The sequence below is a fragment of the Methanocaldococcus jannaschii DSM 2661 genome (genome assembly GCF_000091665.1).
Classification (GTDB): Archaea; AGJL01; Methanococci; order Methanococcales; family Methanocaldococcaceae; genus Methanocaldococcus; species Methanocaldococcus jannaschii.
In genome coordinates this window covers 309,009-334,454 of sequence record NC_000909.1, presented here as the reverse complement: position 1 = coordinate 334,454, position 25,446 = coordinate 309,009, and the positions used below count along the sequence as shown (strand labels likewise).

At 33.5% G+C, this 25,446-nt stretch carries 40 protein-coding genes; 16 read left to right on the top strand and 24 right to left on the bottom strand.

All coding sequences use genetic code 11. The annotated features are described in order from the left end of the window. Positions 1-173: 173 nt before the first annotated feature. From MJ_RS01935 to MJ_RS01910, 6 genes are read right to left on the bottom strand one after another with little or no spacing between them, the layout of a single operon-like run. Entirely contained in the window at positions 174-1,166 is a 993-nt protein-coding gene (locus MJ_RS01935; protein WP_010869866.1) for a tyrosine-type recombinase/integrase, read from the bottom strand. After that, positions 1,147-1,407: a DUF2540 domain-containing protein gene (locus MJ_RS01930; RefSeq protein WP_064496474.1), complete on the bottom strand. Its 261-nt coding sequence runs from the start codon at positions 1,405-1,407 to the stop codon at positions 1,147-1,149. The genes MJ_RS01935 and MJ_RS01930 overlap by 20 nt, the downstream gene beginning before the upstream one ends. 17 nt (positions 1,408-1,424) lie before the next feature. Then, positions 1,425-1,955 (bottom strand): ribonuclease H-like domain-containing protein, encoded by a 531-nt coding sequence (locus MJ_RS01925; RefSeq protein ID WP_010869864.1) that lies wholly within the window; start codon positions 1,953-1,955, stop codon positions 1,425-1,427. A 4-nt stretch (positions 1,956-1,959) separates the two neighbouring features. Continuing rightward, complete coding sequence (locus tag MJ_RS01920; protein WP_064496473.1) at positions 1,960-2,295, bottom strand: hypothetical protein; 336 nt, start codon at positions 2,293-2,295, stop codon at positions 1,960-1,962. 18 nt (positions 2,296-2,313) lie between these two features. Next, on the bottom strand, positions 2,314-4,593 hold the full coding sequence (locus tag MJ_RS01915) for an AAA family ATPase (RefSeq protein WP_010869862.1): 2,280 nt from the start codon (positions 4,591-4,593) through the stop codon (positions 2,314-2,316). A gap of 14 nt (positions 4,594-4,607) precedes the next feature. Continuing rightward, positions 4,608-4,799, bottom strand: a complete 192-nt coding sequence (locus MJ_RS01910; RefSeq protein WP_010869861.1) for a DUF2080 family transposase-associated protein — start codon at positions 4,797-4,799, stop codon at positions 4,608-4,610. Positions 4,800-4,955: 156 nt separating this feature from the next. Here MJ_RS01910 and MJ_RS01905 point away from each other — a divergent pair, with 156 nt between their 5' ends. Both MJ_RS01905 and MJ_RS09845 read left to right on the top strand, forming a co-directional pair. Next, the gene (locus MJ_RS01905) at positions 4,956-5,279 is read left to right on the top strand and encodes a winged helix-turn-helix transcriptional regulator (RefSeq protein ID WP_010869860.1); all 324 of its coding nucleotides are present in this window, start codon (positions 4,956-4,958) and stop codon (positions 5,277-5,279) included. Positions 5,280-5,782: 503 nt separating this feature from the next. Next, the gene (locus tag MJ_RS09845) at positions 5,783-5,908 is read left to right on the top strand and encodes a hypothetical protein (protein WP_280109653.1); all 126 of its coding nucleotides are present in this window, start codon (positions 5,783-5,785) and stop codon (positions 5,906-5,908) included. Here MJ_RS09845 and MJ_RS01900 read toward each other — a convergent pair. Continuing rightward, a complete protein-coding gene (locus MJ_RS01900; RefSeq protein ID WP_064496472.1) occupies positions 5,905-6,126 on the bottom strand; it encodes a hypothetical protein in 222 nt (73 codons plus the stop codon). The two genes, MJ_RS09845 and MJ_RS01900, sit on opposite strands and share 4 nt — an antisense overlap. 157 nt (positions 6,127-6,283) lie before the next feature. On the opposite strand from MJ_RS01900, the gene MJ_RS01895 reads away from it, so the two are divergent. The 4 genes from MJ_RS01895 to MJ_RS01880 all read left to right on the top strand — a co-directional run bounded on the left by MJ_RS01895 (position 6,284) and on the right by MJ_RS01880 (position 8,518). Next, positions 6,284-6,691 (top strand): FxLYD domain-containing protein, encoded by a 408-nt coding sequence (locus MJ_RS01895; RefSeq protein ID WP_010869859.1) that lies wholly within the window; start codon positions 6,284-6,286, stop codon positions 6,689-6,691. A 317-nt stretch (positions 6,692-7,008) separates the two neighbouring features. Next, complete coding sequence (locus MJ_RS01890) at positions 7,009-7,653, top strand: hypothetical protein (RefSeq protein ID WP_010869858.1); 645 nt, start codon at positions 7,009-7,011, stop codon at positions 7,651-7,653. Between the two features lie 8 nt (positions 7,654-7,661). Further along, a complete protein-coding gene (locus MJ_RS01885) occupies positions 7,662-8,048 on the top strand; it encodes a hypothetical protein (RefSeq protein ID WP_010869857.1) in 387 nt (128 codons plus the stop codon). Positions 8,049-8,050: 2 nt separating this feature from the next. Further along, on the top strand, positions 8,051-8,518 hold the full coding sequence (locus MJ_RS01880; RefSeq protein WP_010869856.1) for a protein-export chaperone SecB: 468 nt from the start codon (positions 8,051-8,053) through the stop codon (positions 8,516-8,518). Between the two features lie 411 nt (positions 8,519-8,929). On the opposite strand, the gene MJ_RS01875 is transcribed toward MJ_RS01880, so the two are convergent. Next, a complete protein-coding gene (locus MJ_RS01875) occupies positions 8,930-9,157 on the bottom strand; it encodes a hypothetical protein (protein ID WP_064496470.1) in 228 nt (75 codons plus the stop codon). A gap of 343 nt (positions 9,158-9,500) precedes the next feature. Between MJ_RS01875 and MJ_RS01870 the strand changes: the two genes are divergently transcribed. The 8 genes from MJ_RS01870 to MJ_RS01840 all read left to right on the top strand — a co-directional run bounded on the left by MJ_RS01870 (position 9,501) and on the right by MJ_RS01840 (position 12,408). Then, on the top strand, positions 9,501-9,764 hold the full coding sequence (locus tag MJ_RS01870) for a hypothetical protein (RefSeq protein WP_244409457.1): 264 nt from the start codon (positions 9,501-9,503) through the stop codon (positions 9,762-9,764). Further along, positions 9,758-10,087, top strand: a complete 330-nt coding sequence (locus tag MJ_RS01865; RefSeq protein ID WP_010869854.1) for a hypothetical protein — start codon at positions 9,758-9,760, stop codon at positions 10,085-10,087. Before MJ_RS01870 ends, MJ_RS01865 begins: the two co-directional genes overlap by 7 nt. A 74-nt stretch (positions 10,088-10,161) precedes the next feature. Then, positions 10,162-10,338 (top strand): hypothetical protein, encoded by a 177-nt coding sequence (locus MJ_RS09570; protein ID WP_010869853.1) that lies wholly within the window; start codon positions 10,162-10,164, stop codon positions 10,336-10,338. Continuing rightward, on the top strand, positions 10,316-10,570 hold the full coding sequence (locus MJ_RS01860) for a hypothetical protein (RefSeq protein ID WP_010869852.1): 255 nt from the start codon (positions 10,316-10,318) through the stop codon (positions 10,568-10,570). Before MJ_RS09570 ends, MJ_RS01860 begins: the two co-directional genes overlap by 23 nt. Next, a complete protein-coding gene (locus MJ_RS01855) occupies positions 10,557-11,276 on the top strand; it encodes a hypothetical protein (RefSeq protein WP_010869851.1) in 720 nt (239 codons plus the stop codon). The genes MJ_RS01860 and MJ_RS01855 overlap by 14 nt, the downstream gene beginning before the upstream one ends. 69 nt (positions 11,277-11,345) lie before the next feature. Next, positions 11,346-11,756, top strand: a complete 411-nt coding sequence (locus MJ_RS01850) for a hypothetical protein (RefSeq protein ID WP_162484745.1) — start codon at positions 11,346-11,348, stop codon at positions 11,754-11,756. 20 nt (positions 11,757-11,776) lie between these two features. After that, positions 11,777-12,043 (top strand): hypothetical protein, encoded by a 267-nt coding sequence (locus MJ_RS01845; protein WP_010869849.1) that lies wholly within the window; start codon positions 11,777-11,779, stop codon positions 12,041-12,043. A 47-nt stretch (positions 12,044-12,090) separates the two neighbouring features. Next, a complete protein-coding gene (locus MJ_RS01840) occupies positions 12,091-12,408 on the top strand; it encodes a hypothetical protein (RefSeq protein WP_010869848.1) in 318 nt (105 codons plus the stop codon). 51 nt (positions 12,409-12,459) lie between these two features. On the opposite strand, the gene MJ_RS01835 is transcribed toward MJ_RS01840, so the two are convergent. The 16 genes from MJ_RS01835 to MJ_RS01760 form a co-directional block, all read right to left on the bottom strand. Continuing rightward, positions 12,460-14,535: a hypothetical protein gene (locus tag MJ_RS01835; protein WP_162484744.1), complete on the bottom strand. Its 2,076-nt coding sequence runs from the start codon at positions 14,533-14,535 to the stop codon at positions 12,460-12,462. A 305-nt stretch (positions 14,536-14,840) separates the two neighbouring features. Continuing rightward, on the bottom strand, positions 14,841-15,392 hold the full coding sequence (locus tag MJ_RS01830; RefSeq protein WP_010869846.1) for a hypothetical protein: 552 nt from the start codon (positions 15,390-15,392) through the stop codon (positions 14,841-14,843). Between the two features lie 17 nt (positions 15,393-15,409). Continuing rightward, complete coding sequence (locus MJ_RS01825; protein WP_010869845.1) at positions 15,410-15,865, bottom strand: gp53-like domain-containing protein; 456 nt, start codon at positions 15,863-15,865, stop codon at positions 15,410-15,412. A gap of 10 nt (positions 15,866-15,875) precedes the next feature. After that, on the bottom strand, positions 15,876-16,172 hold the full coding sequence (locus MJ_RS01820; RefSeq protein ID WP_209320032.1) for a hypothetical protein: 297 nt from the start codon (positions 16,170-16,172) through the stop codon (positions 15,876-15,878). Between the two features lie 18 nt (positions 16,173-16,190). Next, a complete protein-coding gene (locus MJ_RS01815) occupies positions 16,191-17,084 on the bottom strand; it encodes a hypothetical protein (protein ID WP_244409456.1) in 894 nt (297 codons plus the stop codon). Positions 17,085-17,095: 11 nt separating this feature from the next. Continuing rightward, entirely contained in the window at positions 17,096-17,638 is a 543-nt protein-coding gene (locus tag MJ_RS01810) for a hypothetical protein (protein WP_010869842.1), read from the bottom strand. Between the two features lie 9 nt (positions 17,639-17,647). Further along, the gene (locus tag MJ_RS01805) at positions 17,648-20,188 is read right to left on the bottom strand and encodes a hypothetical protein (RefSeq protein ID WP_244409454.1); all 2,541 of its coding nucleotides are present in this window, start codon (positions 20,186-20,188) and stop codon (positions 17,648-17,650) included. Further along, entirely contained in the window at positions 20,169-20,540 is a 372-nt protein-coding gene (locus MJ_RS01800; RefSeq protein WP_010869840.1) for a hypothetical protein, read from the bottom strand. The genes MJ_RS01805 and MJ_RS01800 overlap by 20 nt, the downstream gene beginning before the upstream one ends. A gap of 144 nt (positions 20,541-20,684) precedes the next feature. Further along, on the bottom strand, positions 20,685-21,047 hold the full coding sequence (locus tag MJ_RS01795) for a hypothetical protein (protein ID WP_010869839.1): 363 nt from the start codon (positions 21,045-21,047) through the stop codon (positions 20,685-20,687). Between the two features lie 9 nt (positions 21,048-21,056). Then, positions 21,057-21,761: a hypothetical protein gene (locus MJ_RS01790; protein ID WP_010869838.1), complete on the bottom strand. Its 705-nt coding sequence runs from the start codon at positions 21,759-21,761 to the stop codon at positions 21,057-21,059. Continuing rightward, on the bottom strand, positions 21,761-22,084 hold the full coding sequence (locus MJ_RS01785; RefSeq protein ID WP_010869837.1) for a hypothetical protein: 324 nt from the start codon (positions 22,082-22,084) through the stop codon (positions 21,761-21,763). The genes MJ_RS01790 and MJ_RS01785 overlap by 1 nt, the downstream gene beginning before the upstream one ends. Beyond that, complete coding sequence (locus MJ_RS01780) at positions 22,053-22,358, bottom strand: hypothetical protein (protein ID WP_244409452.1); 306 nt, start codon at positions 22,356-22,358, stop codon at positions 22,053-22,055. Before MJ_RS01780 ends, MJ_RS01785 begins: the two co-directional genes overlap by 32 nt. A gap of 12 nt (positions 22,359-22,370) precedes the next feature. After that, the gene (locus tag MJ_RS01775) at positions 22,371-23,156 is read right to left on the bottom strand and encodes a hypothetical protein (protein ID WP_064496467.1); all 786 of its coding nucleotides are present in this window, start codon (positions 23,154-23,156) and stop codon (positions 22,371-22,373) included. 10 nt (positions 23,157-23,166) lie between these two features. Beyond that, on the bottom strand, positions 23,167-23,526 hold the full coding sequence (locus tag MJ_RS01770; protein ID WP_010869834.1) for a hypothetical protein: 360 nt from the start codon (positions 23,524-23,526) through the stop codon (positions 23,167-23,169). Positions 23,527-23,535: 9 nt separating this feature from the next. Continuing rightward, positions 23,536-24,279, bottom strand: a complete 744-nt coding sequence (locus MJ_RS01765) for a hypothetical protein (RefSeq protein ID WP_010869833.1) — start codon at positions 24,277-24,279, stop codon at positions 23,536-23,538. A 63-nt stretch (positions 24,280-24,342) separates the two neighbouring features. Further along, entirely contained in the window at positions 24,343-24,642 is a 300-nt protein-coding gene (locus MJ_RS01760; RefSeq protein ID WP_064496466.1) for a hypothetical protein, read from the bottom strand. Between the two features lie 145 nt (positions 24,643-24,787). On the opposite strand from MJ_RS01760, the gene MJ_RS01755 reads away from it, so the two are divergent. Together MJ_RS01755 and MJ_RS01750 are read left to right on the top strand one after the other, a co-directional pair. Beyond that, positions 24,788-25,051, top strand: coding sequence for a hypothetical protein (locus tag MJ_RS01755; RefSeq protein WP_244409450.1), 264 nt, complete (start codon positions 24,788-24,790; stop codon positions 25,049-25,051). 4 nt (positions 25,052-25,055) lie between these two features. Then, a complete protein-coding gene (locus tag MJ_RS01750; protein WP_244409448.1) occupies positions 25,056-25,436 on the top strand; it encodes a hypothetical protein in 381 nt (126 codons plus the stop codon). Positions 25,437-25,446: the final 10 nt, after the last annotated feature.

The following is a 25,446-nucleotide window of genomic DNA, read 5'->3' as shown; positions in this document are numbered from 1 at the left end:
GGCAAAGCCCCACTGGATCTCAAGGAATATATAACCACACTTAACTCTTCTAAACTCCCCTGTGTCCCAACACCTCAAAATTTACCACTTACATCCTAAAAATGTTCCAACAACACCGCATTACTATACTGCACCAAATCCAGTTAAACAAACTACTCCACAACAACCATAACTTACTGGATTCTCAACAACTTTTTAATAAACTCCAAACTCTCAGCCCTCTCCTTAGAATGAGCATAAATCAAAGTAGTGTTCATCGACTTATGTCCTAAGTATTCCTTTACGATGTCGATGGGCACTCCCTTATTCAATAAATCTACCGCCCTTCCGTGTCTTATACTATGAATAACAATACGCCTATTTTTAGGGATTTTACCCTCCTCTTTCAATTCATTCACTGCCTTTCTAAACACTTCACTAATCCACTCTTTTCTAACCCTCCCACCCTGAGAATTCTGGAACAAATAGTCATCTGAACCTTGCCTTACATTAAACTGAACATAATTCCTAAGCAACTCTAAAGTATCCGATGAACAAACAACAGTCCTCTCCTCATGAGTTTTGGTATTTCGAATCTTAAATATGCCATTGTCTAAATCACAATCCTTGTATTTCAAATTAAGAACCTCAGAAACCCTACAACCAGTGTCCCAAAGTAACCTGATTATTAACGCATCCCTTATCCTGGTCCTACTCCCACTTTCAATTATCTTCTTTAAAATCATATTCAACATTTCAGCATCAACAGCATCATAATGTTGGATTTCAATTCTCGCGAACCTCTTCCTATCCTTACTCTCTTCAACGAACTCCTGAATAACATTATACATTCTTAAAACTCTATAAAACACTTTTAATAATAAAAAATACTTCCTCTGCGAACTTTTAGATACTTTTCTAACCGTATCTAAATAATTAAAAAATTTAACGAAATCACTTGTTTTTAACTCTTCTGGATTTTTTCCAAGGTAATTAATGCAATAATCTAAAAACACTCTCAACCTGTCTAAATCACTCTTTATAGTGCTCTCTTTTATCCCATCAAATCTCCTTTCATCTTCAAACCTTTTTAAATATTCTTTAATTTTATCTGTCTCTTCAATTTTCTCTTTCTTAACCTTCAAAAGTAAAAGATTTTCAATATGTTTAAGCTCTTTCTCCCTCATCCAACTTCACCAACTCGCAGTTCAACAACAAATTAGCACTTTTACCTAACCTCTGTATTATAACCTCCTCTTCCTCTGTGAGAGTTATAGACCTCTTATATTTCTTTTCAGCTTCAATTGCTCTTCTTAGAGTATCTATATCCACATTTTCAACATTTTCCAACTTATGCAAAAGATACCTAAGTTTCCTACCGTCAATGTTTTTATAAAGATAAAATGTTGCCCTCTTTTTCTCTTTCATAAAGCCCACCAAAGGCATTATTCCTCAATCAAACCACAATCAACTAATATTTTATACAACTCCCAAGTTCTCTCTAAATCCCTCTTTAAATGCTCACAGATTTTGCGTTTAGCTTCTTCATCCCCTTCCTCTTCAAACTTCTCCCAAAGCTCTGGAATTTCACTACCATTAGCGTCATCTTCTGGAACGTCAATTCCCAAAAACCTACAGTAATCCACTAACTTTGTTCCCTTCCTATACTGCCCACCACTCCCATTCAATATCTGCCTTAAATCTACTCTACCTTGGTATTTTCTGAAATGCTTTATTTTCAACCTATGATATAAGCTTCTCAATTTTAGGAACTGCCAATCAAAGTCAATATTAAAGCCGATTATTTTCTCAATACCTTCTTTTTCCACCGTATCCCAAAAATTAACCAACAAATAATACTCTGACTCATCCATCAGAATAATATCCCTATCCCCAAGTTTTACACCAATGGCAACTATACGGTGCTCCATAGGGTTGAGTCCAGTAGTTTCTATGTCAATGATTGCCTTAGCCATGCTATCACACTCTTTCTAAGTAAATAATGGCTTTTTCAGTCGTCAATTTATTAGACTTGTAAGGGATAAAACTATTAAGCAAATCTACAAAATCTTGATGTGTTTTTATGTTAAAACCTTCGAATTCTGCATCTTTCTTTAATATTTCTAAAGGAATATCACAAATTCTTTTAACCTCAACTCCAACGATTTTAGCAGGAAACTCTCCACTTGGATGTTTAATTTTTACAACATCTCCAACTCTCAAACCCTTATTTTTCAGATAATGCTTGCTTCTAATTGTTGTAAATCTCTGTTCTCTTAATTTGAAATAATCGTGAGAGAAATTAATTTCAATCATACTCCCCACCTCTGATTATCAAGACATAAGTTGCCAATAACCCGACTTTGGAGAATAAATGTCTCCAACCCGTTTCAGATAATTAATAGCATCCTCAACTTCCTTCTCAGATAAACCCGCCCTTTCAGCCCTTTCATATATCTCTTCTTCAGGAGCTAAGCCGTCATCTCTTGAGTTAGAAATTTCCTTAATAATATTCAGAACCTTCTCAACCTTATCCCTCTTAGATTTCGGAGTTCCAGCTATTTTGTCAATGTCTATTGAACCACTCTCAGGGTCGTAGGCGATTTGTTTTAAGCAGGTATCAACTAACCTTATAGCCTCTTCTGCATCAACCGCTTTAACAACTTCCGACAATCTTAACTTTGCATGAGCAACTGCTAATCTGATTATAGACCCTAACTGTCTTGCAGATATTCCAAAAGTTCCTTTTGCTTCGCTCATTTTTCTTACAGAAACATAATACTCTTTTATAATCTTACGAGCTTCATCTGATATTTCTGGCTCTATTTGTCTTGCATAAAGAACATACTTCAGCAACAACTCATCATTCAACTCAACACCATTTATTACAAACTTTTTACCCGAAGATTTTCCTTTTCTCTCTCTAACTTTTGAATTATAATTATCAATAGAGAAATCTGCTATATCCTCATCTTTCTTTTTATCAATCTTATCTTTAATCACAAAAATCAAATCAAACCTATCCAATAACTCCTTAGGCAAGTTTATCTGCTCCCATACGGTTAAATCAGGATTAAACCTTCCAAACCTTGGATTACATGCTGCTAAAATAGCAACCCTTGCTGGCAATACTGCATCAATAACTCCAGCCTTGTTAATCTCAATCTTCTGCTGTTCCATAACTCCCAAGAGATAATCATATACCTCTTTATTCCTTGAAAATTCGTCAATACAAACAACTCCCCCATCAGCCTCAGTTAAAACCCCAGCTTTTAATACCCAACTATCTCCAAACTCTGCCTTCTCCCTGACTACAGACCCGACCAATCCAGGACCTGATGAAGTAACAGCATAAACTTTCTTAACAAATGGAAACTTCTGAATTAATGACTCCATCAATGTTGATTTTCCAACCCCAGGGTCGGAAATCATCAAAATATGGATGGACGTTCTCATGTCAATATTAGTCCCACTACTAACCAACTGTAATAAAACAGCTCTTTTTATCATATCATATCCAGTAACTTCCCTAAAAGCATAGTCAGAAAGCTTTTGAATAACGTTCTTATCCTTAGCAATTCTATTAATAAGCTCTAAATCTTTTTCATTGAGGTTTTTAGCTATTTCTTCAATATCTTCATCATCCTTTTCAATGTAAAAAGCATGAATGTATAATTCTCCAACACTCCCGTTTTTATTTTCTTTAACAATTGGAACTCCAACAATCTTCACATACCCAGAATATACCGCTTTCTTTGGTTTGTTAAATTCATAGAAGACAGTTGTAGAATGTTTATTTGCATATATTGACTCCTGTAATGGTGTTTGAACTTTAATCTCCTGAAAATCAACTTTGCCAGATAAATCTTCATCAAATATTAGTCCTTTACAATCACAGCCATCAGCAGGACATGTTAATGACTTTCCAACTTCTTTAGGTTTATCCCAAAATCCTAAATCCAATGTCTTTGTAGCTCCGCACTTTGGACAGTAATAGAATCCCTTAGCATACCTTAGTTTAAGTTTCGTTGCTTGGAGAATCATTGCTCTAAACTCTACTAATTTTCCTTTATGGGCAGATGATAATTCAGATAAGGAAATTCTACAATCAATAGGATTTCTAATGTGGATAAATTCTACGTTAGGTGTTTCGTTGAATAATTCTTCATAAGCTTCAATATATACATTTGTTATCGATTTCCTAACTTCATAAGGGTGTTCTATTAACTTATCATTCAAATCTCCAGATTCAGGGAAGTGCATTATAAATTCTTTCACGTCAAAAATATCCCACTCTGGTCCTTCAGTTGATAACTTGTGTTTAAAATACTCCTTTAATTTATCAGTATAGTATGCCAAGAACATTTCCTCGTCAAATACGTTGGGAGCTTGAAGCTCATAAGGGTCCTTAATGAGAGTTATAATTTTCTTTCCATCAACAATTTCTTGAGATATAACACCTTCAGAGATTAATTGGGATTTAGCGTTTGAAACTGATTTTGGGTTAAACATTGCCTTTAAAGTAGGTAATAAATCATTATCCCAATCTGCTTGTTTGTTAGGCATTCTTTTTAACATGCCTATAATTTCTCTTTTTATGTTATCATAAACCATGTTTATCCCCTAATTTATGATTTCTCAGTTTCTACAATCTCAAATTCTTCATTTCCGAGTTCATCAAGTATTGTAACTAAAACTTTGCATCCAACGTAATCTTTAGGTATTAAGATCATTCCAGAGTTTCCTATTGGTTTAACAACTCCTTTGAATGATATTGTTGCATCTTTTGGCAATCTCCATGTTTTCTTTCTGATTTTCATATTATCACTATGTAGTAATTTATCACTATTTGGTGAGTAATATAATTAAACTGATATATATATTTTTTGGTGATTCATCACGCTTTGGTGAATAATCACATAAATAAAAGTAGTTGTAAAAAATTACAATAAAAACAAAAAGAGGCAGGTCATATTATGATACTCAAAATACTGGCAAAAAAACACGTAAAGGATGTTTTAAAATTACTAAATAGTAAAGATATGTATTTTAGTGAATTACAGAAGACTTTAAATTTACATCCAAAAATTTTGGACTCAATATTATCTGATTTAGTTAATGAAGGTTTCGTTGAAAAAAGAGAAGGAGAATCTCCTTATAAATTTGGAAAAGTATATTATTCAATAACCCCAAGAGGTAAAAGAGCTTTAGAAATATTAGATCTTATTGAAACTTTCGATACTCTTAGAGAAGGCCAAGACATCGTTATTAATTATAAAATTGTAAATTCAACTGCATAAATTACTTCTATAGGATACTATGGCTCTAATATCGTATTTAGAGATGGACACATATTTGCCTTATTTGGCTCAAAACTCATAGGATTACGGTTTATTTTTGGTTTAGAGGCATATTTATAAAAGAGCTTAAAATGTCCTCATCTCTGGACTTAAAAGGATAATTTATTAAGTTTATGCGGTTTAGAGACATTTAAACCGATATATTTAGATAACGGTTTATATTCCCTAAACCAAGAAAATAAGAAAAATTAAGTTTGAATACCTTAGGGATAATCCCAAATTATTCGATTTCATAAATAAACGTCTAAACCGAAAATAGGACATAAATTATTTAGGATTTCGTAAAATCTCAAAGAATTATCCTTATCTCTAAATCCGACACATCTCGGGACACTACCTTAAAAATATCAACAATCGTTAATATACTAACCTCTTCACACATTGATAAAGCTTATATTTCATAGTTGATATATTATAGAATTAGAAAAAAGGAGTTGGTGAGTATGGATAATCAAACTATAGTTACACTTATGGGTTTGGCTTCTTTGGGATTGATTGTTTTGTTATCTTTAGCTTTATATTTGTGGTATTTTAAATTGGGTGGTAAAAAAGCTTTAGAAACTAATTAAAGTTTTTTGTAGATGTCATATAAAACAGCACATAATAGCCAGATTGTTATTAGTATTGCAAGGGCATCTCCTATAAATAGCACAATACCTGTTTGTAATGTTATCATTCCAGATGCAGTATTTAGGATGACATACAACATAAATAAAAATTCGTATCCAACAAAAACTATTCCAGCATTAGCTATTTTGTCAAATAAAAGCTTCCGTTTTTCATCCATAATTACCACAACTTAGGGCTTTTATTTTTCTATTTTTCTAAGTAGGTATTTAAATAATATAAACATTAACAATCATCGATATTCTAAACTCGTATAGTAATCATTATATAATATTATAGAAACATTTGAATAATTGTAAAATTCGAAGAGGGGGAGTATGAAAAGGCTGGGTGTGTTTTTGATACTTGCCAGTATAGTATGTGGTGTGGTTGCTATATGTGGTTGCACTGGTGGAGGAGGAACTGACTATTCTTCAAGCACCGCATCTGCAGAAACTGAGACTTGCCCAGTTCAGATATTAGAGCATCATTTAGTTAGGAAAGATTATGGGACTGTGTATGTTGAAGGGGTTGCTCAGAATGTAGGTAATAAAAGGTTAAAATTTGTAGAAATAAAGGCAAGATTTTATGATGCTGATGGTGTTTTAATTGATGAGTTCATGGACGTCCATAGGGACGTTGACCCTGGACAAAAGTTTAGATTTAAAATTATTGGACCTATAGGGGAGGAAGGTAAAAAAGTTGCTAAGTATGATATTGCTGTTGGAACTTGGTGGACTGAATAAGTGGCTGTTTTAAAATGCTACGATTTGACTGTAAAATAACTTTTCAACTTCTCTTTTTCTGGTCCTATTGTGAGCATATCAACAATCATTAATATATTATCTGCTGGTCCTATGGATACTCAGCAGTATCTGTTATTACTACCTATGTAGGTTCCCTGTTGATATTAATCGAAAAGTAAATATAGGTGTCGGCAGGAAAGTATCAGATAGAGTATATAATAGTATATATACAGGTATATACTCCTGTATATATACTATAAAATATACTGGAAAGTTCGGAACTGATACACTATTAGGGTAATTAGTAATATTGGTGGATGATGTCGTATGTTAGAATGACACTGTATCATGGGACCGACAGAAAGAGTGCAGAAAAAATAATGGAAAGTAAGGAGATACTACCCAGCCAAGGAGATAACCACTGGCTTGGGGATGGTATTTATTTTTATGAAGAGGAGTTCCATGCGTTTAAGTGGATATGGTATAAGGAGAAGAACCGCAATAGATTACTAAAAAATTTTGCAATAATAAAAGCAGAAGTTATATGTGAGGAATCGAGGATTTTTGATTTAACGAAGATTGAACATAAACTCCTATTTGACATGATGTATAAGTTAATTAACACTACGAAATTGAGGTTAGATAAACTCAGAGGAGACATGTGTGCGGAAGGGGTTGTTATAAATTATATGTTCAAGAACAAGGAGCTGGGTTATAATAAAAGATTCGATATTGTTAGAGCTTTGTTTCCAATACCCGTAAAAAAATATCAAAAAATAGAAAATCGTGAGAAAAATAAAAAATATAAAGAAAGAACACATAGATTAACATTTATGCCTGAGATTCAAGTGTGTGTAAAAAATCCAAGTGTTATAAAAAAGTTGGAGTGGTATGATTTGGAGAAGACAATAGATAAATTCTTAATTTATACTGAAATTTATAAAGAAGATTTAGGAATATAGGTGAGATTATGACATTTGATTTATTAAAAGAATTAAAAAGAATTTACAAACATTTTGAAAATATTGATTTAGAACAATTTGAGAGGGATTTAATTGAGTGTGGGTTTGGGAAGATAAAGCCAGGTCCATTAGCTACAGATGAGGTCTTAACTGAAGAGGATATTGCTAAATATCGAGAGATAATAATGAAGTCCCAAACTTGTAATGTTAACACCCACAACCAGATTGTTATTAAGATTAATTTAAAGGAAATAAATGCTGATAATAAAATGTATTGTAAATTTAGGAAGGGATATAAATTTAAAGAGGATATAAAAGTTGGTGAAGAATCAAGTTATATTATTACCCTTCAGCAGGATAGTTTACATATTTGTAATAATTATGAGGTGGCATAAAAATGGAAGCTCCACCAAAGTGTGCTTTAAAGTTTTCCAATTATATTGTTAAGCATATTGAATTTATACTAAATGAAGTCCCTGAAAAAGATGAAAAGATAAGGTTGAATGTAAATATTGATACAGAGATAAGATACAATAAAAATGAGCCAAATAAATTTATAACGATAATTAAAATAACAGCTGGGGAGAAAAAGGATTTTGCTAAAAGTCCAGTTTATTTGTCTGTTGAAGTATGGGGTTTCTTTGAAGTTATTGAGGAAGCGATTGATAAGGTTAGACAATTTGCAGAGATTAATTCTGTTGCAATATTATTCCCTTATGTTAGGGCTTTGATTTCAACTATTACGGCGAACGCTAATATTCCTCCGGTTATACTCCCACCTATAAATGTTGCTGGGATGATGGCAAACATTGAAGAAGTAAAAGAAGAAAACACGGAAAAACAGGAAACAGAAGCTTATGAGTAAATCTATTTTTAAAATTTAGCTATTTTTGTATGACATTGTATTTTAGTGTATTCTATTGTGTATTACTTTGTATTCTTTTGTATTCTTTTTTGTATGCCATTGTAATTCAATGTATTCTCTTTTTGTAATACACTGTCTGCTGGTGTAGTCTTTCTTTTTTTATCCTCTGCTATTAATTTTTCTAATATCTACCATTAACAAACTTAGAGAGTAAGGTTTAGCCAAAATATATAAAACCAATAACCAAGATAAAATATAGCAACGGTAAAAGGGGTTGGTGTTTATGAATATTGGTGTGGATACATTTTTATTTGTTGCGTTATTTTCCATATTCTTACTTGTATTATTTGGGATAGGGCTTTGGATTTGGTATTTTAAATTAGGAGGTAGGGAGAAGAYATTTGGCTCTGATTAATCTTCAATTTTTAGGTAGGCATCATAAAGCACAGTTCCAAAAGTTAGGAGTGTTAGTATAATAAATACAATATCTCCAACTAATAAAATAGAGCCTGTTTTTATAGGGATAGCTCCTGAAGATGTCTGCAAAATTGTTGCTCCAGCAAATACAACCTCATACCCAAATATTATTTTAAAAATATCAAAAATCGCATCAAAAAATATCTTCTGTTTTTCTTTCATTTAAACACCATATATTACCGTTTTATGAGAAGTATGTATTTTTACGGTTTTTATTATTTGCTGTTATTAACTTTTTTAATATCCACCATTAACTTTTTTAGAGAGAAAGGTTTTTATATTAGTTTAATTATACTTACTCACCAAGAAGTGATATATCACCAATAAGTGGGTAAATGACCACCCAAGGATAACCAGCTTTAACGGCTGGGACCCCTTGGGTGTGATGTAAGCCCTGAAACACGGCCCCCACCATTAACCCCTCCCCCACCAAATATAATTTTTTTAGACGGGGCGAGATGAAGCCCACTATTTATTGGCTTTAAAAGAGTTTGGAGGGTTGATTATGAAGTTCTTAGTCGTCAAAAAAGGTAGTGAAACTAAGAGAATCAATGTTGAGGAGATTAAAGAAATCTCAAATGTTGGGAGTTTTGTTATCATCAGATACAGTGGTGGAGAGGTTAAAATAAAGGCTAAAGGAGATGCTGAAGAAGCTGCGGATTGGATTACTAAGATGATTACTGATTTTCCTAATAAGATTATTGATTTGAGAGCTGGCTTTGAAAGCGGAGATAAAGCCAAAACCAACTTGAGGGTGGAAGCGTGTTGAGGTTTAAGAAGACACCAGATGAAGTTAAAGAGATGATAAAACTTGCGATTAAGAAGGGTTACAGGCAGATTAAAATTAGTAGTGTCAATCCTAATGAGTTCTTATTAAGGTTCGATGGCAGAATGTGGATTATGGGGTTTGAGTTTTTAAGCGATAAGGAAATTAAATACTCATGTTTTGAGAATTATTCTTTTAAGTGCATTTTAGAAACGGATGCTAAGAAAGTTAGAGAGTTTTTGGAAGAGATTTATTCAAAATCTAAGATAGTTAATGGTAGAGTTAAAGAGATTCCTACAGATGTTTTTCAAGTAGTTGTTGCATAGAGGCATTTTTTCTTTTTCGAGTTTTCTATTTAAATATTTTTGGTATTTAGGAGCAAATAATTGTAGGTGAGAATATGCAAATAAATAAAGCTATAGAATTATTGGAAAGAGCATGGAGTGATTATAATAATGGAGACACTGTTGGAGCGATTTTGAAGTTGGAGGAAGCTGAGGATTTGATTAGGAAACTGAGGGTTAGGTTATGTTCTGAGATTAGGAGGGAGGGCTATGATGCGATATTCATCAAATAAAATCTATTTTATCGTTTATTTAGGTGGAAAGCCTGTTTCTTTTGGTGTGGCTAAGGATGTTGATGAGTTTGAGAGGAGGAGGGAGAATATTGAGTGTTTGAGTGATAAGATTAGGGTTGTGAAGGTTGGGAAAAAGTTGTTTAAAAGGTTGAGGAGGCAGATTTTGGAGGGAGAGAAAAAGGATTTTGGCATGTTGAAAGTTAATCGGAGGGATTTGAATGTGCAAGTATGAGTTAGCTGCAAAGGCTCATAAGAATGTGTATGGTGTAGAGATTGAAGTTGAGGAGATTAAAAAGCAAGTTGAAGAAATCAGAAAGGAGCATAATAATTGGATTGATGAAAGTGCGGCATTTGTCAAATGGTTAGAAACCTTGGAGCTTAAGGATGAATTTAAAAAGCTTAGGGAGGAGGAGAGGATGAATAAGAATGGGAATAGTATTGAGGTTAAGGCATCAAACAATGCAATGGTGGTCTTAGAGAAAACTGCTGAAAAGGTTGATTCGTTGGATGATGTTATTGAAAAGATGGATTCGTTGGATGAGGATTTAATGTTACTGGATGAAGCTAATGAGCATCTACCTTTGGCATATACTTATCCTGATAAAAAAACAGGAAAGGAGAAGATAATTCTCTCATGGGCAGGAATTGTTAAAGCAATGAGGATGCAGGGAAATATTGAGGTAGAGCCCCCAACTTTCCAAGAGGTTAATGGAAAAATTATAGCAACGTGTAGGGTCAGGGATTTGAAGAGAAACATCGTTATGGTAGGTACTGCTGAAAGGGTAAGTCCTGGTAGAATGGGAGAGGAGTTTAAATATACTGTCTTAGCTTCAAAGGCGATAAGGAACGCACTAAAGCACATTATTGAGCCAAAGTATTTGCAGATGGTAATAGCTGAAGCTAAAAAGAGAAAGTCGTATGTGATTATCACTTATTAATTTTTTTAAAATTTTTTTGGTGATGATATGGTGGAAAAAATGAGTCCCAAAACTTTTGGAGGTGAAATCATGGAGAATTCTGATATAAGGGCTAAGTTGTTGGAAGTTTTAGAGTCTGGTGTTGTAAATGGGAAATGGACAATTGGAATAGTGAGGTTGAACTCTGAATTAAGAAGGTTGCTGGTTAATAGGTGCCAATGTTATATTAATGATTCAGAGACTACGAAATCTAAGACAAAGATTATTGCTGAGTTTTGCATGGATGCGGCTGAAAATGGAGTTAGGTATTCTCCTGATTTGGTAAATGCGGCTTTGACAATATTAAAATCAATGGGATATAATATTAAAGATGTGCAGTGTTATTATGATGTAGATTTTCCTGCTGTGATTACTGTGGATGGGGAGGTTGGTGTTGTCATCAAGCCAGAACACATGGAAGATTTAAGGGTTGTTGGTGTTAAAAAATTGACAGAGTTTTAAACTCTTTTTTTGGTGATTCTATGGCAAAAGTTAGGCATGGTTGTAGAACTGAGAGAATAGAGTTGATTATTAAAATAAATCATTTGAAAAGAGAAAATCTAAAGCTTAGAAATAAAATAGCTGATTATAAGAGAACTTTATATTTAATTAGAGGTAAGGGCTGTAAATTAACAGAAGAGTTATTAAAGATTGAGATTGAGAATTGTATTAAGATGATAAAGTTTAATGAAGAGACGATTAGGGACTTAAAAGAGAAGGTTGAAATGATACCAAATGAACAACTTTAATATACTTTGAGCTTAAAAATAGAGATTAATGATTACGTGGTGGTGTTATGGCAGTTGCCTATGCTAAGTTATATGAGTTGATACTTAAAAAGGTTAAGGATGAAAAAGAGGCAGAGGAGTTGTATAATGCAATTATAGAGATTGTTAAAGAGGAAAAACTTGCAGTTAAAACTGAATTAAAGGATGAGTTGAGGGGTGAATTGGCTACAAAGGAAGACATTAAATATTTAGACGGGAAAATTGAAATGGTTAAGAAAGAATTAGAATATAAGCTTATTATACACACTTTGATAATCTTATTTGCTATAATTATAACTAATCCTAATGCCATAGAGTTGATAAAATTATTATTTGGATTTAAGTGATTTTTTATTGATTTTTATTTTTTATTCCAATTTACATTTATTAATTTAAATTTACTTAATTAATGATAAGTAATCTTTCAACAATTTTAACTGGTCGTTTCTTATTTGAATTTGAATGTTCGAGTTTTCTAAACTGAATCTTACAGAATATACAGGCATTGAAATTAGTTGTCCATTATAATCTACAGTAATTGAACTGTTTATTTTTTGAAGTTCTTTACTTAGGATTGTGAAGGTTTCTATTTTCCTTGGTTGTCCCATTTCTCTAACTATTGCCTTAGCGAGTTCTTTTAACTCATCATCAGTATAAGTTGGTAAATTTAACGTCATTGGGCTGCCATAAATCCTATAACAATAACTATATTGTTTTAAGTCCCTGTCTTCATTCAGTTGTTCTACTACACTAAATTCGCATATTGGATTTACAAATGTTCCAGATACAGTTTCATAAACCTGATTTAGTAAAGTGGTTCCATTTTCATAGCCAGTTATTCCTTCAAAGTTCCACAAACCAATTCTTTCTATTTTGTCGCTATTTATTATTACATTTTCGGCTTCAATGTTGTATTTGTTGTAATAGCCGTTTTCATCGCACCAATCTTTGTCTATATAGATTGCAATTCCATAATCTTGAATATTCAGTGCATTATCGGCAGTGTTTGGTATTCTTACTTCATAAATTCCAGTGTTTATTTTATTCAGAGGATATTGCCAATTAATAAATATGTTTTCAATTGGAACATCAATATAATTGCCTTGCTCATCTTTTATTTTTATTTTAACAATTATTTCAGAGTGTTTATTTTCATCATAATCTGCACTCGTTGGATGTGGGAATTTATCAGTTTCATTTCCTTCTTTGTCATAAGTTTTTGCTTCAATTGATAAACTATGACAGTATTTTTGTCTTTCAACTATTATTTGTTCTTTCGCAACCTCAACTCCTCCAATAAAAAGTTTCATTTCATAAGTTTCAATGGTATTTTGTGGCATTCTAAATGTGTAAGTGAAATTGCTTACATCTCCAGTTTTTGAATCTACTAAAACACCGCCATAATATAATCTAAGTTCAGGTTGGAACCAACCCAAGTATTTAGTATCCACATTTATCTCATATTCTATGTCGAATGTGATTGTTTTTTCATTTGGGTCGGAATTCCTATAACATATACACTTGGGTCTTACGATGAACTTTTCACAGTATGGTTTGACGTTGTAAGTGTCAAAGTAGTAAATGTATGGTTGCCAGCCCCATTTGTTAATATCTCCCAATGGAACTTCACAAGGTCTAAAATACACAATAAGAGGAACGCAAGTTAATAAGTTGCCCGTATATTTCTTTTTGAATGCGATAATGTCAAAATCACATCTTTCTGACACCCCAGATTCTTCATTACGTTCAAAGGTTCCAATGCTTGGTTCAGCTTCAAGATATGACTCTTTATGAACAGTCCAGAGATATATTGCCTTTGGGAAGTAGCCATCTTTTATCATTTCCTCATAATAAATACTAACATATCCATCATCACTGATTGTGGCATATTTTGAATCTACAGAGTTACCCTTATCGTCATAAAACTGCCAACTTTCTAAATCAGGAAGAAGAGTTACAGACCCCCAAAGGTATTCTATTGTGGTTGGGTTACTCGCATCACCAGTGTTAAGTATTCTTTTCTCCAAATATGTTCGGTTTTGAATTGGATTGATGTAACCTCTTGGGAAGTGTTTTGGTAGGAAGTTACCAAAGACAATGTTGATGTTCCGCCCTATCAATTGCCAATAATCCTCCGTATCTGGGTCAAAGAAGTCGTTTATATTGTTATTCTCAATAATCCACATTAGAGTTACAGTGAGAGAACTTCCAGAGATACCAAATGATATATTCAATTTTCCATACTTAATTGGAAACTCAAGGATTTTAGTCCCACTTTCAGGTATATGAAAACTCGGCCCCCATGTTCCATTCATCCAAATTTTGTAATCTTGATTATTAAACATATCATCAGCAGATGTTTGTATGGTAAGAGTGTATTTGTATGGAATTGGAAAATTGTTGTCAAAATATGCATTATATGTAGCAGTGACGCCTGCATCAGGTGGTAGATTGTAAATATGACATTCATACATACATTCCTGGAACATCGATGGGATATTGAAAACAAAGGATGAACTTGGAGCTGTTGGAACTGATACTGTAGATACCCAGTGAAGTGGAACACTCCTAATTTCAACTCCATCCATCTCAATTAGACCCATTTCGCATATTTTGGATGATAAACTGTTTATATTGGCTGGCCAGGGGTAATTACTGTTAATGTATTGTGTCTCACCAGAATCATAAGGATTCACATAATCACTGTTCAAACCAAGTGTCCATTCTTTTAATTTATCATCGAAATTTTCTTCATCAATGTAATGAACAAAGGGCATTATTACCACCTTACTTGGTTTATAATCTCAGTATCCCATTCAAATTCATAACCGACAACTTTCTCTTCTTTTGGATGTTGTCCTGAAATTTTATCTGTAAAAATTAATGAATTGTATTCATAATCAACGTAAAATCTTGTATTGTAGTTTTTTGTATAAAGTATGCACTTTTTTAATGCATCAAAATAACTACTTTCTTCAATGTAAATCAGTGGATTTGAATCTAATTGATAATCCAGTTCCAAATTACATAAATTGCAACACTCTTTTAAGAAAATCTGTAAAAATGTAGTTTTTGCCGTAGTTTTTTGCTGGCTTAGAATCCAGAGGGGGCTGTTAATAGTATATTCATACTGTTGCTGTCCAAAACTCTGTGATAATCTTGCATCAATGCAATATCCTCTGAAAATTATTTTATCATTCCAAAGTATAATACATTGGTCAAAAGGTTGGATTTGTAAATCTTTCAATGAAGTTATATTACACTGGTCAATGGCATTAATTGAATACTCTATATCTACGGACATTGATTTATCTATGACAATTGTTTTCATACTTTACACCATATACTTTAATATCCTATTGCAAACCAGAAAAATCCTACATCTCCACTTGCACCACTGATATCTGTAATACAAACAACACACCCTTTAGTTGTAATGTTTGCAATTCTTGTTATACATTTGATATAGTCATTATCAACTCCAGAACCCTCATATATTGATGCAAATACGTTTAGACATTTGTTCGGGAATTCAATGGTAAAATTTACAGGAATTTCTTGATATGATGTGGTATTATTGACATAAACCTTCCCCCACTGCATAATAAGCCCCGTTGGAAATTTTATGTATCCATTATCTTCTTTTAAATCTTTAAATGAATCAATTGATAAAAAATCTGATGCATCTTTTCCGTCTAACTTATCAGCATTTCCTGCCTGATTTGCGTAGTCGATGTATCCATCTGCATTTGAATCTATTGAAATTTTCTTTATTTTTGCAAAAGTTACTGGGTCAAATCCCATAGTATCACCTTTATTTTATATATGACACCCACCCTGAAACAGCAGAATCAAATGATATTTTCATATATGGGTGCTTAATGGGTATTAATTCTGTTTTTTGTGCTTGGTAATCGTATTTAACAACTTCAGAAGTTACAGTGTCATAATTTTCTCCATCAGGAGCATAATACACTTTAGCATATACATCCGTATCGTAAGGATTCTTAACAGTTAAAACTAAACCTTTGGCTTCATCATGAACTCTAACATAAATTTCTGGAAGATTTTCAAATTTGACTGTCTTTCTTTCGTCTGTAAGAGTAATCATGTCTTCCATTTTATCACCTTATTCTAAAATTATAAGTTCAATATCAGCATAATAATGTCCAGTAGTTATCCTTGACAAGGAAATACTCTGAATTAAAGCCTGTTTCCAATCACCAATCTCATCAAAATAAACTTCTATCAGGGGATTACTTGCTAACTGTTGTAAGAATTGCATTTTTGGAATTGAATCAACATAAAGAGTGAAACTCCAAGTTTTTTGTTCCTGTCCTAACACTTCATAAACTGGCGTTCCATCTACGGCTGGTTGATATGCTAAGTTTGGTTGTGGTTGATATTGCCTACTTTCAACTAAAAAGCTGTATTCTGTTTCATTCTGTCTAATTTGGAAACAGCTACTTTTATTAGCCATTATTTGGTTATATAAACTAACAACTAAGTTTTCATCAAGAGTAATGTTATATTCTTGTGATTTTCCATTAGTTAGTGTAGTTGTTACTTTGATAATTCCATTTTCAATTATGTAACCTGTTTTACTAAAATCAACTGAATTCACACCTGCAGAATATCCTTCATTGTAAGCACTATTGTAGAAATCGGTTAAATCCAACTCTTTCACATCTTCTGTTCCATCTGAATAAACTATTTTTGAGATGACTTTTTTCTCTTCGGTGATTAATTCAACTGTATGTGAAACAACAGTAGGAGTTGTAGTATCAGAATCTGAATTTGGATTAGTTGGTGTATTCATTAGAATTGGAGTATTGTTGGACAGTATTGGAGTTTCATTAGAAATGTCGGTGTTTGTTGAGTCTGAAGTTAAATTGTTCGTTGTGTTAGTTATCAGTGAGTTTTGATTGGATAAAAGTGGATAATCGTAACTAACACTGCCACCATTGCCATCGTTTGTAGTATTCATCAAAAAAAAAGTATTGTTTGAGATTAGAGGAGGCATAACAATCACCACTATGCTACCCTTTCTGCATCTGGTAGTTGCATTGGTAACACAGTCCATAAGTTACTTTTATCAACTGTTATTGTTTCACTGGTTCCATCATCATAATTTATTGTTAGTGTGTCAGTTCCCTCAGTGTCATTGTAAATGACTTTAAATATTCCAAATCCTGGAGCAATCTCAGTGACAGTTCCAGATTGACTTTGAATGGATGTTATTATTTTCATTGAGTCTCCAATCAAAAATGCAATTATTTTATAAGTTTTTGTAGAGTCCAATGTTGCTGCTACTTTTACAGTTAAACTGCCAGGTGCTGAAGTAAATTCTTGCATTGGTATTCCATTACCTGCATCATCTAATACCATACACATAAACGGATAATAATTAAATGGAATCCCTATTCCTATCGTTTGAGAGTCTATAATTCTCGCATCTACCCCAGTAGTGAATTCTTTATAAACTATAGCTCCTTTGCCAATAATTAATAATTCATTAGTTTGTTGTAGTAATGACTCTGTAGGTTCTGGTTCTGTGGATGATGCAAGTACGGCCATAATATCACCTCATCTAAACCTTTGTTTTTTCAAAATCAAAGCAATTTTTTGAGCTAATTGATGCTCATTAAAGCTATTTCCAACTACATTTATGTGTATATCTCCATAAGAGTAAGATGTGCTGTGTGTTATTCCTACTTGTTGAATTTTCCAATTTTTAGGATTCGCGGAGCTCATCAGTTTAGCAGTATAATCAATAGTTTTCTTTAAGTTAGGAATTTCTTTTCTAATTCCACCAATAATGTTTTCCATAAAATGGATTCCCCATTTATCGTCGTCTTTTAATGGCCCTACATCTGGAGTGGTGTGATGTAAGTAACTGGAGATAATACCCGCAGCTTGACTTACAGCATTCTCCAACTCTGAAAATTTCTCTTTTATTCCATCAATTATATTTTGAATCAAATCACTACCCCAGTTCTTAGCTTCTTCTATTTTTTGAGACCACCATTCATTCAATCCATTCCACCATTCATCAAATGTTTGTTTAATGTTATCAACAAAACCATTAAATGCATCTAATATTTGCTGAGGTAATTGTTGCCATTGCTGAGCTAAGTTTTCAGCTGCTTGTCTGGCTTCATCTTCTTTCATCCCTAACTCTTCAAATGCCTCTTGTAATGTATTTTGAACAACGCTCCAATCACCAGTAATAAAACTATATATTGATTCAAATGCTGCCAAGAGTGTTAGAATTCCAGCTCTTGCAGCGGATAATGGTGAGTCCCCATCTAAATCAAACAATCCTAAGAAATCACCAACTGCTAATGTAACAGCTGCTAATGCTTCACCCAATGCAACAGGCCAAGCCGCTAATTCAATAAGCCCAACTTTTAAATGCTCTATAGCTCCTTGTATATCTCCTTCCAATAGTTGTTTTACTGGCTCTACAACAACTGACAAAAATCCGAAAGCTCTTCCGGCAAACCTAACAGCTTCACCTAAGCCCTTAAATGCATTAGATAATCCAGAGACGTTTGGTAGGTTAATTTTTGGTATGTTGATTTTTGGGATTTTTGGAAGTTTTAAATCAACTGGAAGTTTAATTTTAGGCATGCTAATTTTTGGAATTTTTGGGATTTCTAAATCAACAGGTAATTTGATTTTTGAGAGTTCTGGAAGTTTTAAATTATCCAAACTAATTTTACCAAATAATGTGGATTTAATTTCACCAAAAGCATCTTTTAATGCAGAACCAATTGCTGCACCAATTGCTATTTCAAGTATTTTTCCAAGACCTCCAAGACCTACTCCAAGCTCTGCCCCATATTGCAAATATCCATGACCTGCTAACCAGCCCTCAATATCCTGCTTAATTGTTTCTAAAATACCCTTTTGGTCTTTATTTATGCTTATTAACCTATCCAATTCGTTGGTATTGTCTGGCAAGCCCTTATCTAAATCCACTCTCTGTAAATAATCATGAATTTTAACTATTTGTTCATAAGTTAAGCCATACTTTTTTGCTAACTCAGCTAATGTTTTATCATCTTTTGTTTTTTGAATTTCCCTCAATGCTTTTTCAACATCAAATCCCATCTGTCTTGAGTTTAATGCCAAATCATTTATTGCCTCTGCCAACTGTCCAACATCTTGAGCTCCAGCTGCCTGTGCTTGAATTAATATAGATGCAAATTTCTCAGGGTCTAAGGTATCTCCCATAGTTATGCTGAATTCCCTAATTGCTTCTGCAACTTCTGTATGCCCTTGCTTCATTTCTAAAACTTCAGCATTCACCATTTTCATTATTTCTTCATTTGATTTTCCCATTGCTGTTAGTGCTGAAATCATCCTTGCTATATCATCAGCTCCAGGTTCTCCTCCTCTTTCAGCCATTGCCATTGCTGCTAATATTTGAGCTGCATATTTATCGTTTGATGCTGCCAACTTTAAAACCGCCTCATTGGAATATACAATCCCGTCTCTAATTTCATCTAAAGAATAGCCGTTATATAAGCCGATTTGTATTAATCTCTCTGCTTGGTCTTTAGTTAAGCCCCTTTCTCTTAAAATTGTCATTAGTTCGTTGTATTTTTCAGCGTCGGAAATCCCCATGTATGCAGTCCCTACACTTGCCACATCTGCAATTGCGTTTATGTGATATTTTTCAGACCATTCCTTCTTTAGTTTATCCCATTCTGTCCTATCCACTTCAACCTTTGCCCTAATTGTTTGTTTTTCGGATAATTCACTTTTTATTTTATTGATTTGTTTTAATATCTGGTCTGTATTTGTTTTAATATCTATTTTTGTGTTTTTCAATTGTTCCAATTCACTTTTTAGTTTTGATAAGTCATAATCAAAGTTTATGTTCATTTTTGAGGCATCTGCCTCTATCTCTTCCAACTCTCTAATTATCATATTTATATTGCTCTTAAATTCAACTTCTGATTTGACATTTTTTAACTCATCCAACTGCTTAATTACTGCGTTGATATTGCTCTCTATCTCTAATTTTGATTTTATTTTTTCTAATGATTTTAGATTTTTCCTTACATCCTTATCATCCAAGTTCAATTCTAACGTTCCTTCAACTTTTAATTTTTTCATACAATCCACGCATTAATTGCTTTCCTAAGAATACAATGATGACTGGGACAATTAAACCTAACAACAATGAATCTGTATATGTCCAAATCACTGCTGAAAGGCACGTGCTTGCAAACAATCCATAGCAGTCAGGGAACTGACCATCCCAGTCCAAAGCTATATAATCCCCCTCTTTAACAAATCTTAAACCATATATTAGGGATAAAACCAAATCCCATGCGAATACTACAAAAAATGCTAAGACTAAGCTAATCAATGCATTATGAATAACCTCCATAATTAAACCAAAAAATATTAGTCCATAGTATGTTCCACTTATGAACAACATACCGAATGGTGTGAGCCATCTCATAGAATCCCCCCATATTTTAACTTATCTTTCATTTCTCTAATTGCAAATCCTAATATTATATTGTAATCCATCTTATTTAGCTTTATCGCTTCACTCGGGGGGATTCTTAAAAATTTACAAACAAAATAAAGCTCTGTTGCATCATCACTTAGTGCCCACTCTATTGCGAAAGGATTTATCCTTGTTTAACTGCTTATAAGCTTCAAAGTACTTTTTGATGAGTTCTGCAATAACAATCGAAGGTAATTCCTCAACTTTCTCTTTTGGAATACCATATAAAATTGGAATGTATTTTAATGCAAAATCTAAAGGCTCCAGGTTCTTTGCATCTTCAATCATTTCTTTTTCAACTGATAATGGTGGAATTATAGCTGTGAGTTTCTCTCCAAATATCTCAATTTCTAATTGAGGGAGATTAGACCTTATTTTTTCTAATGCTTCAAGATTCTTTTGTTCTGATTCCTTAAACTTCTCATCTAATTTTTTTAAAAATTCATTTTTATCCATTTAATCACCTTATTTAACGTCGATAATCTCATAACTTTGGGCCGTCAAATCAAATGACTTACTCCCACCACTCCAGTCAAACTCCAGATTGTTAGGCATCGCTCCCCTTATTATAACAATCCTCTTTGGAGGTTCAACTCCATAAGCCATCGTAGCTTCTTTAGAAAATGCAAGAACAACAATGTTTGCACTTTTTGAAGCTCCATTTTTGTATTTTGAGTATGTGTTGCCTTCAAGAATCTCCCCTGAGAAATAAGCAGTAAGCTTAATGTCTCCAACGGTGATGATATCTTTGAATGATAATGTTATGCTTGAACCCTTTTCGATTTGAATCTTCCCATAACTGCAATCCACAGTCAGCTCTTCTTTATCCTTATCCTCTTTTACGGATAATTCTGAAGCTCCTCCGAGAGGTAAGTCCAAATAGAGATATTCAACTGTAATTGATGCACCATTTGCTGGTGGCTGTGTGAATTTAATTTTCTTCAAAATTCCATTTTCATGGATTGCTGTATAATCTTGCCCTTCGAACTGCAAAACACCATTTACTTTAACAATCTCCGAACCGAGAACCGCATCATCTTTTGTTAATTCAAACGTATCATTTTGCTCATCTCCTGTAAAAGTATCAACCTGTGATTTTGCACCAAAATATGCCAACTTTCCACTTGCCAAAATATTTTCTTGGCTTGGTGGAGTAAGTGATAGCACCATTATCTCACGCTCCTAAACTCTAACTTAGTATAATCGCTTTCAAAGTCAATTCTTTCCAAATAAGAGTTATATGTCGTCATAACTGCTTCAATTTTCTCTACTAAATCCTCATTTGGTAATTTATCAAAAGTAAATGTTGCATCTACATAAGCAACTCTATTTTCAATCTCTACTGAGAAATCCGCCTCACAATGGAAGTCCTGAATTTTGGATAAAGGAGATTTAACTTTGATGCCATTGTTTTTTAAATCTTCAAGTATTTTTTCAACTAACGCCTTTGCATTAGCATAGTTAGTCAAAGAACACCGCCCCCTCTTCTTCATTTAATTCCTTCTGTTTTGCTTCCTCAATAGCAATTTGATACATTCTATAAAAGTGATTAGCCATAACTGAAACGTTTTCGTCAGTTTTCATATCCCTTGATTCAGTGTAGTAATAGCAAGCCAATATGGCAATAATATCAACGTCTTCAACCTGGGATGTTTTTATTGCTAAGTTTGCAGATGCCTCTGCTTGTTCAGGATTGGCAAATTCTTCATCAGCACTCATTCCTAAGAGGGGCTTCATCTTCGCTAAAATTTCCGAAACATCAACCATAAAAATCACGCATTATCCCAATACTTTTTGAATCTTAATAATTCCATTCTTTTCCTTAACCATAGGGCTTATTGCCTCTGTAAATATAAACTCAACCTGAGTCGCTTTCTTTTCAATAAATTGGTCTGCCTCCACAGCTACTCCCATTTGAAGAATTGCAATATCAATTGGGACTAAATATGCAGATTTATCAGTGATTAAGTTTGTTGGGATGATTTCCTTAATGAAATCCTTTGTTTCATCATAAGCACTAAAACCTTGAGTTCCTATTTTCCTAAAACATGCAATTGCATCAACTGGAGCTACTAACGCACATTTTGCATTTGAATACTGCTCAATCTTTGTTTTTGCATCTATGATGTCATTTGCTATTTTATCTGGAGTGGTATCTGCACCATTCCATGATGCTGATGCACCCACTGCTGTATTGTTTTTACTCAATGCATCAATTGAGTATTGATTTTCAGCCCTTGCCACAACCTTTGCGAGACCTTCAAAAATTTGTGCTTTATTATAGTCAGCATTAGGTCCTTCAACAAACCTCCTCGCTTTTGTAACTTTCAGATTAATGTCAAATACTGTGAATGGTGAGGTTGTTGTCTTAATTGGAACTTCTGTCAATTCCATTGAACCCTTTTTAAACGCATTTTCATCAAACACAACTTGAACTAAATTATAAACCTCCACATCTTCAGGAATTTTCTTTTTTTGGAAAATTTTCCTTGAAAATAAGTTTGAATCAAGTATTGGTTTCATTGCCTGCTCTACAATTTGAGCATCATACTCATTAAGTGCCATCATCTCACCTCTATCTCAAAATAATAGTGCAGTAATTCCCCTCAACAGATGCCACTTTGAACCCTGCCTTAATCGGGCTTTTAACTGCCTTGCCACTGCCATCAGTGCTTGGAATAACATAATCCCCTGGGGCTATTGATTCTCCTTCCTTAATTTCAACTTTCTGAACACCATTAACTTTTAAATCAACATACATTCCAGCTGTGTAAATCGCCCTGCTGTTAATAATGACTCCATCCGCATCTATTGATATGCTATCATCACTCACTGTTGAAGTTCCAAATCCAATTCCAGTTGAAGTTATTTTTCCAAATCTGTATGGTGCGAGGTCTGCAATTGCTATGCCAGAGATGATGTTTTCAGTAGTCATATTCTCACCTTATAATCCCAGATTCGCTCTTCTATGACCCGAATTTCCAGAACCAGAAGGAGGCACTGGTGCGGATGCGAGAATTTCCTTTTGGGCTTTCCTAATTTCTTCAAGCTGTTTTAATACTGACTTATTCACTGCAACCAATTCATCCATTTTAGAAGCGAGTATTTCAACAACCTTATCATCTTCATTGTCGCTTTTATCCTTGTCTTCATTTTCTTTTTTATGGGAAGCCAATATTTGCTCAATTTTCTCATGTAAGAACTTCTCAAATTCTTCTTCTGTCATGTCTTTAATTTTTTTAGGTTCAGTTTTTTCCTGTGTCTTAGTGTCCATACTATCCCTCTTAATTGATGCCAAAACTTCGAGAACATAATTCCCTTCAACCAACCTCGCAAAATCTACTTTCGGGTCCGACTCTAAGCAGAGAGCTAAGCCCTTCATAATACCTTCTTCGCCAACACCATCATCGTTAAATTCAAAAGAAACTCCCTTGATTTTTATTCCATTATCTACCAAACGCCAATAAATCTCATCGAAGATTCTTATATGGGCATAGAGGTTGCCCTCGGGATTAAAATAAACATCAACCACGTCCCCAACTGCGAGATTTCCATTAGAATAATAATTATGGTCAATATTGACGGGCTTACCCCTCAACGTAGGACCGTATTTTTTAATCCACTCTTCAGTTATTTCTTGCCCATCAATCGTTGTTGGATTTAAAACTGGAAGGAATATTGACTGCATATCTCTCCCTCAAAAAGAAAAAATTAGAGTTTTTTTAAGATTATTTTTTCCAGAACTTCAACCTTACCTTGTAACTTGGCTACCTCCGATTCCAAGACCTCCTGCTTTCCCTTTTAAGCCCCTAATCTCCTCTTTAAGTTCTTCGATTTCTTTTTCTTTCTTAGCTAATTCTGCTTTTAATTCTGCAATTTTCTCATTTTGAGAAACTTCGTGATAGAACTGCTCCATCTCATGTTTTCTAACTAATGCATCAACTTTGTCTTTTCTTATAGCTTCTTGAGCAATCTTCTCAACATAATCACTTTTTTTAGGAACTAAGTCATCAATTACACCATTGTCTTTCTCTTTTTTGAATAACCCCATTTTGCTCACCTAACAATTTTGAACAAAATAGCAGAGTGGGGTAGCCCCAAAAAGATTTTTATCATTTCTATTATTTAAATATTGTTTCATTTAAGTGAAATAAAGTATAAATATAAGTTTGAACAAAGAGAAATACGGGGATAACATGATGACAGACTCCGATTCAAAACAGGCAATTTTTATCATTGGCGTTCAAGGGAAAGAAATAAAGAACGTTGAACAATTGATGCAAGAGCTTAGCAAAATTGTTAATGAAGGTTCAATATACAGGTATTCTAAAGAAACAGGTCTTGGAAAAGGCACACTTCACAAAATCAAAAATAATGAGTTGCAGGACCCAAGAATCTCAACAGTTTTAAAATTGCTAAAGGCTTCGGGAAAACGATTGGTAATAATTGATGAATGGTGAAAATATGGACAAACAAACAGTTATCGGATTTGTAGTATTGTTTTGTGTTTTGGAATTAGTTTTCTATCTAAAAAAACTATACCAATCAATGGCATTGACTTTAGCTGTTTTTGGAATTTTCTCATTATTGTTTTTTCTCCTCTATATACCTGTCCTTAGCAAAAAAGCTGTGCCGTATGTTATTAACTATTTCAAACCTCCTCATCAAAGAGTTAGGGAAATTAAAGTGGGCAGTGATGAAACTACAGACAACTCAATCATTAGACTTAAAGAAAAAGCTAAAACGTTACATCCTGATGAGGGCAATAGAATCTCTGGCAGGAGTAGTAATAGCTTCAAAGATTCTGCCTCCTGCATTATCACAATTGTTGATGATTCTAATTGAATTCATAAAA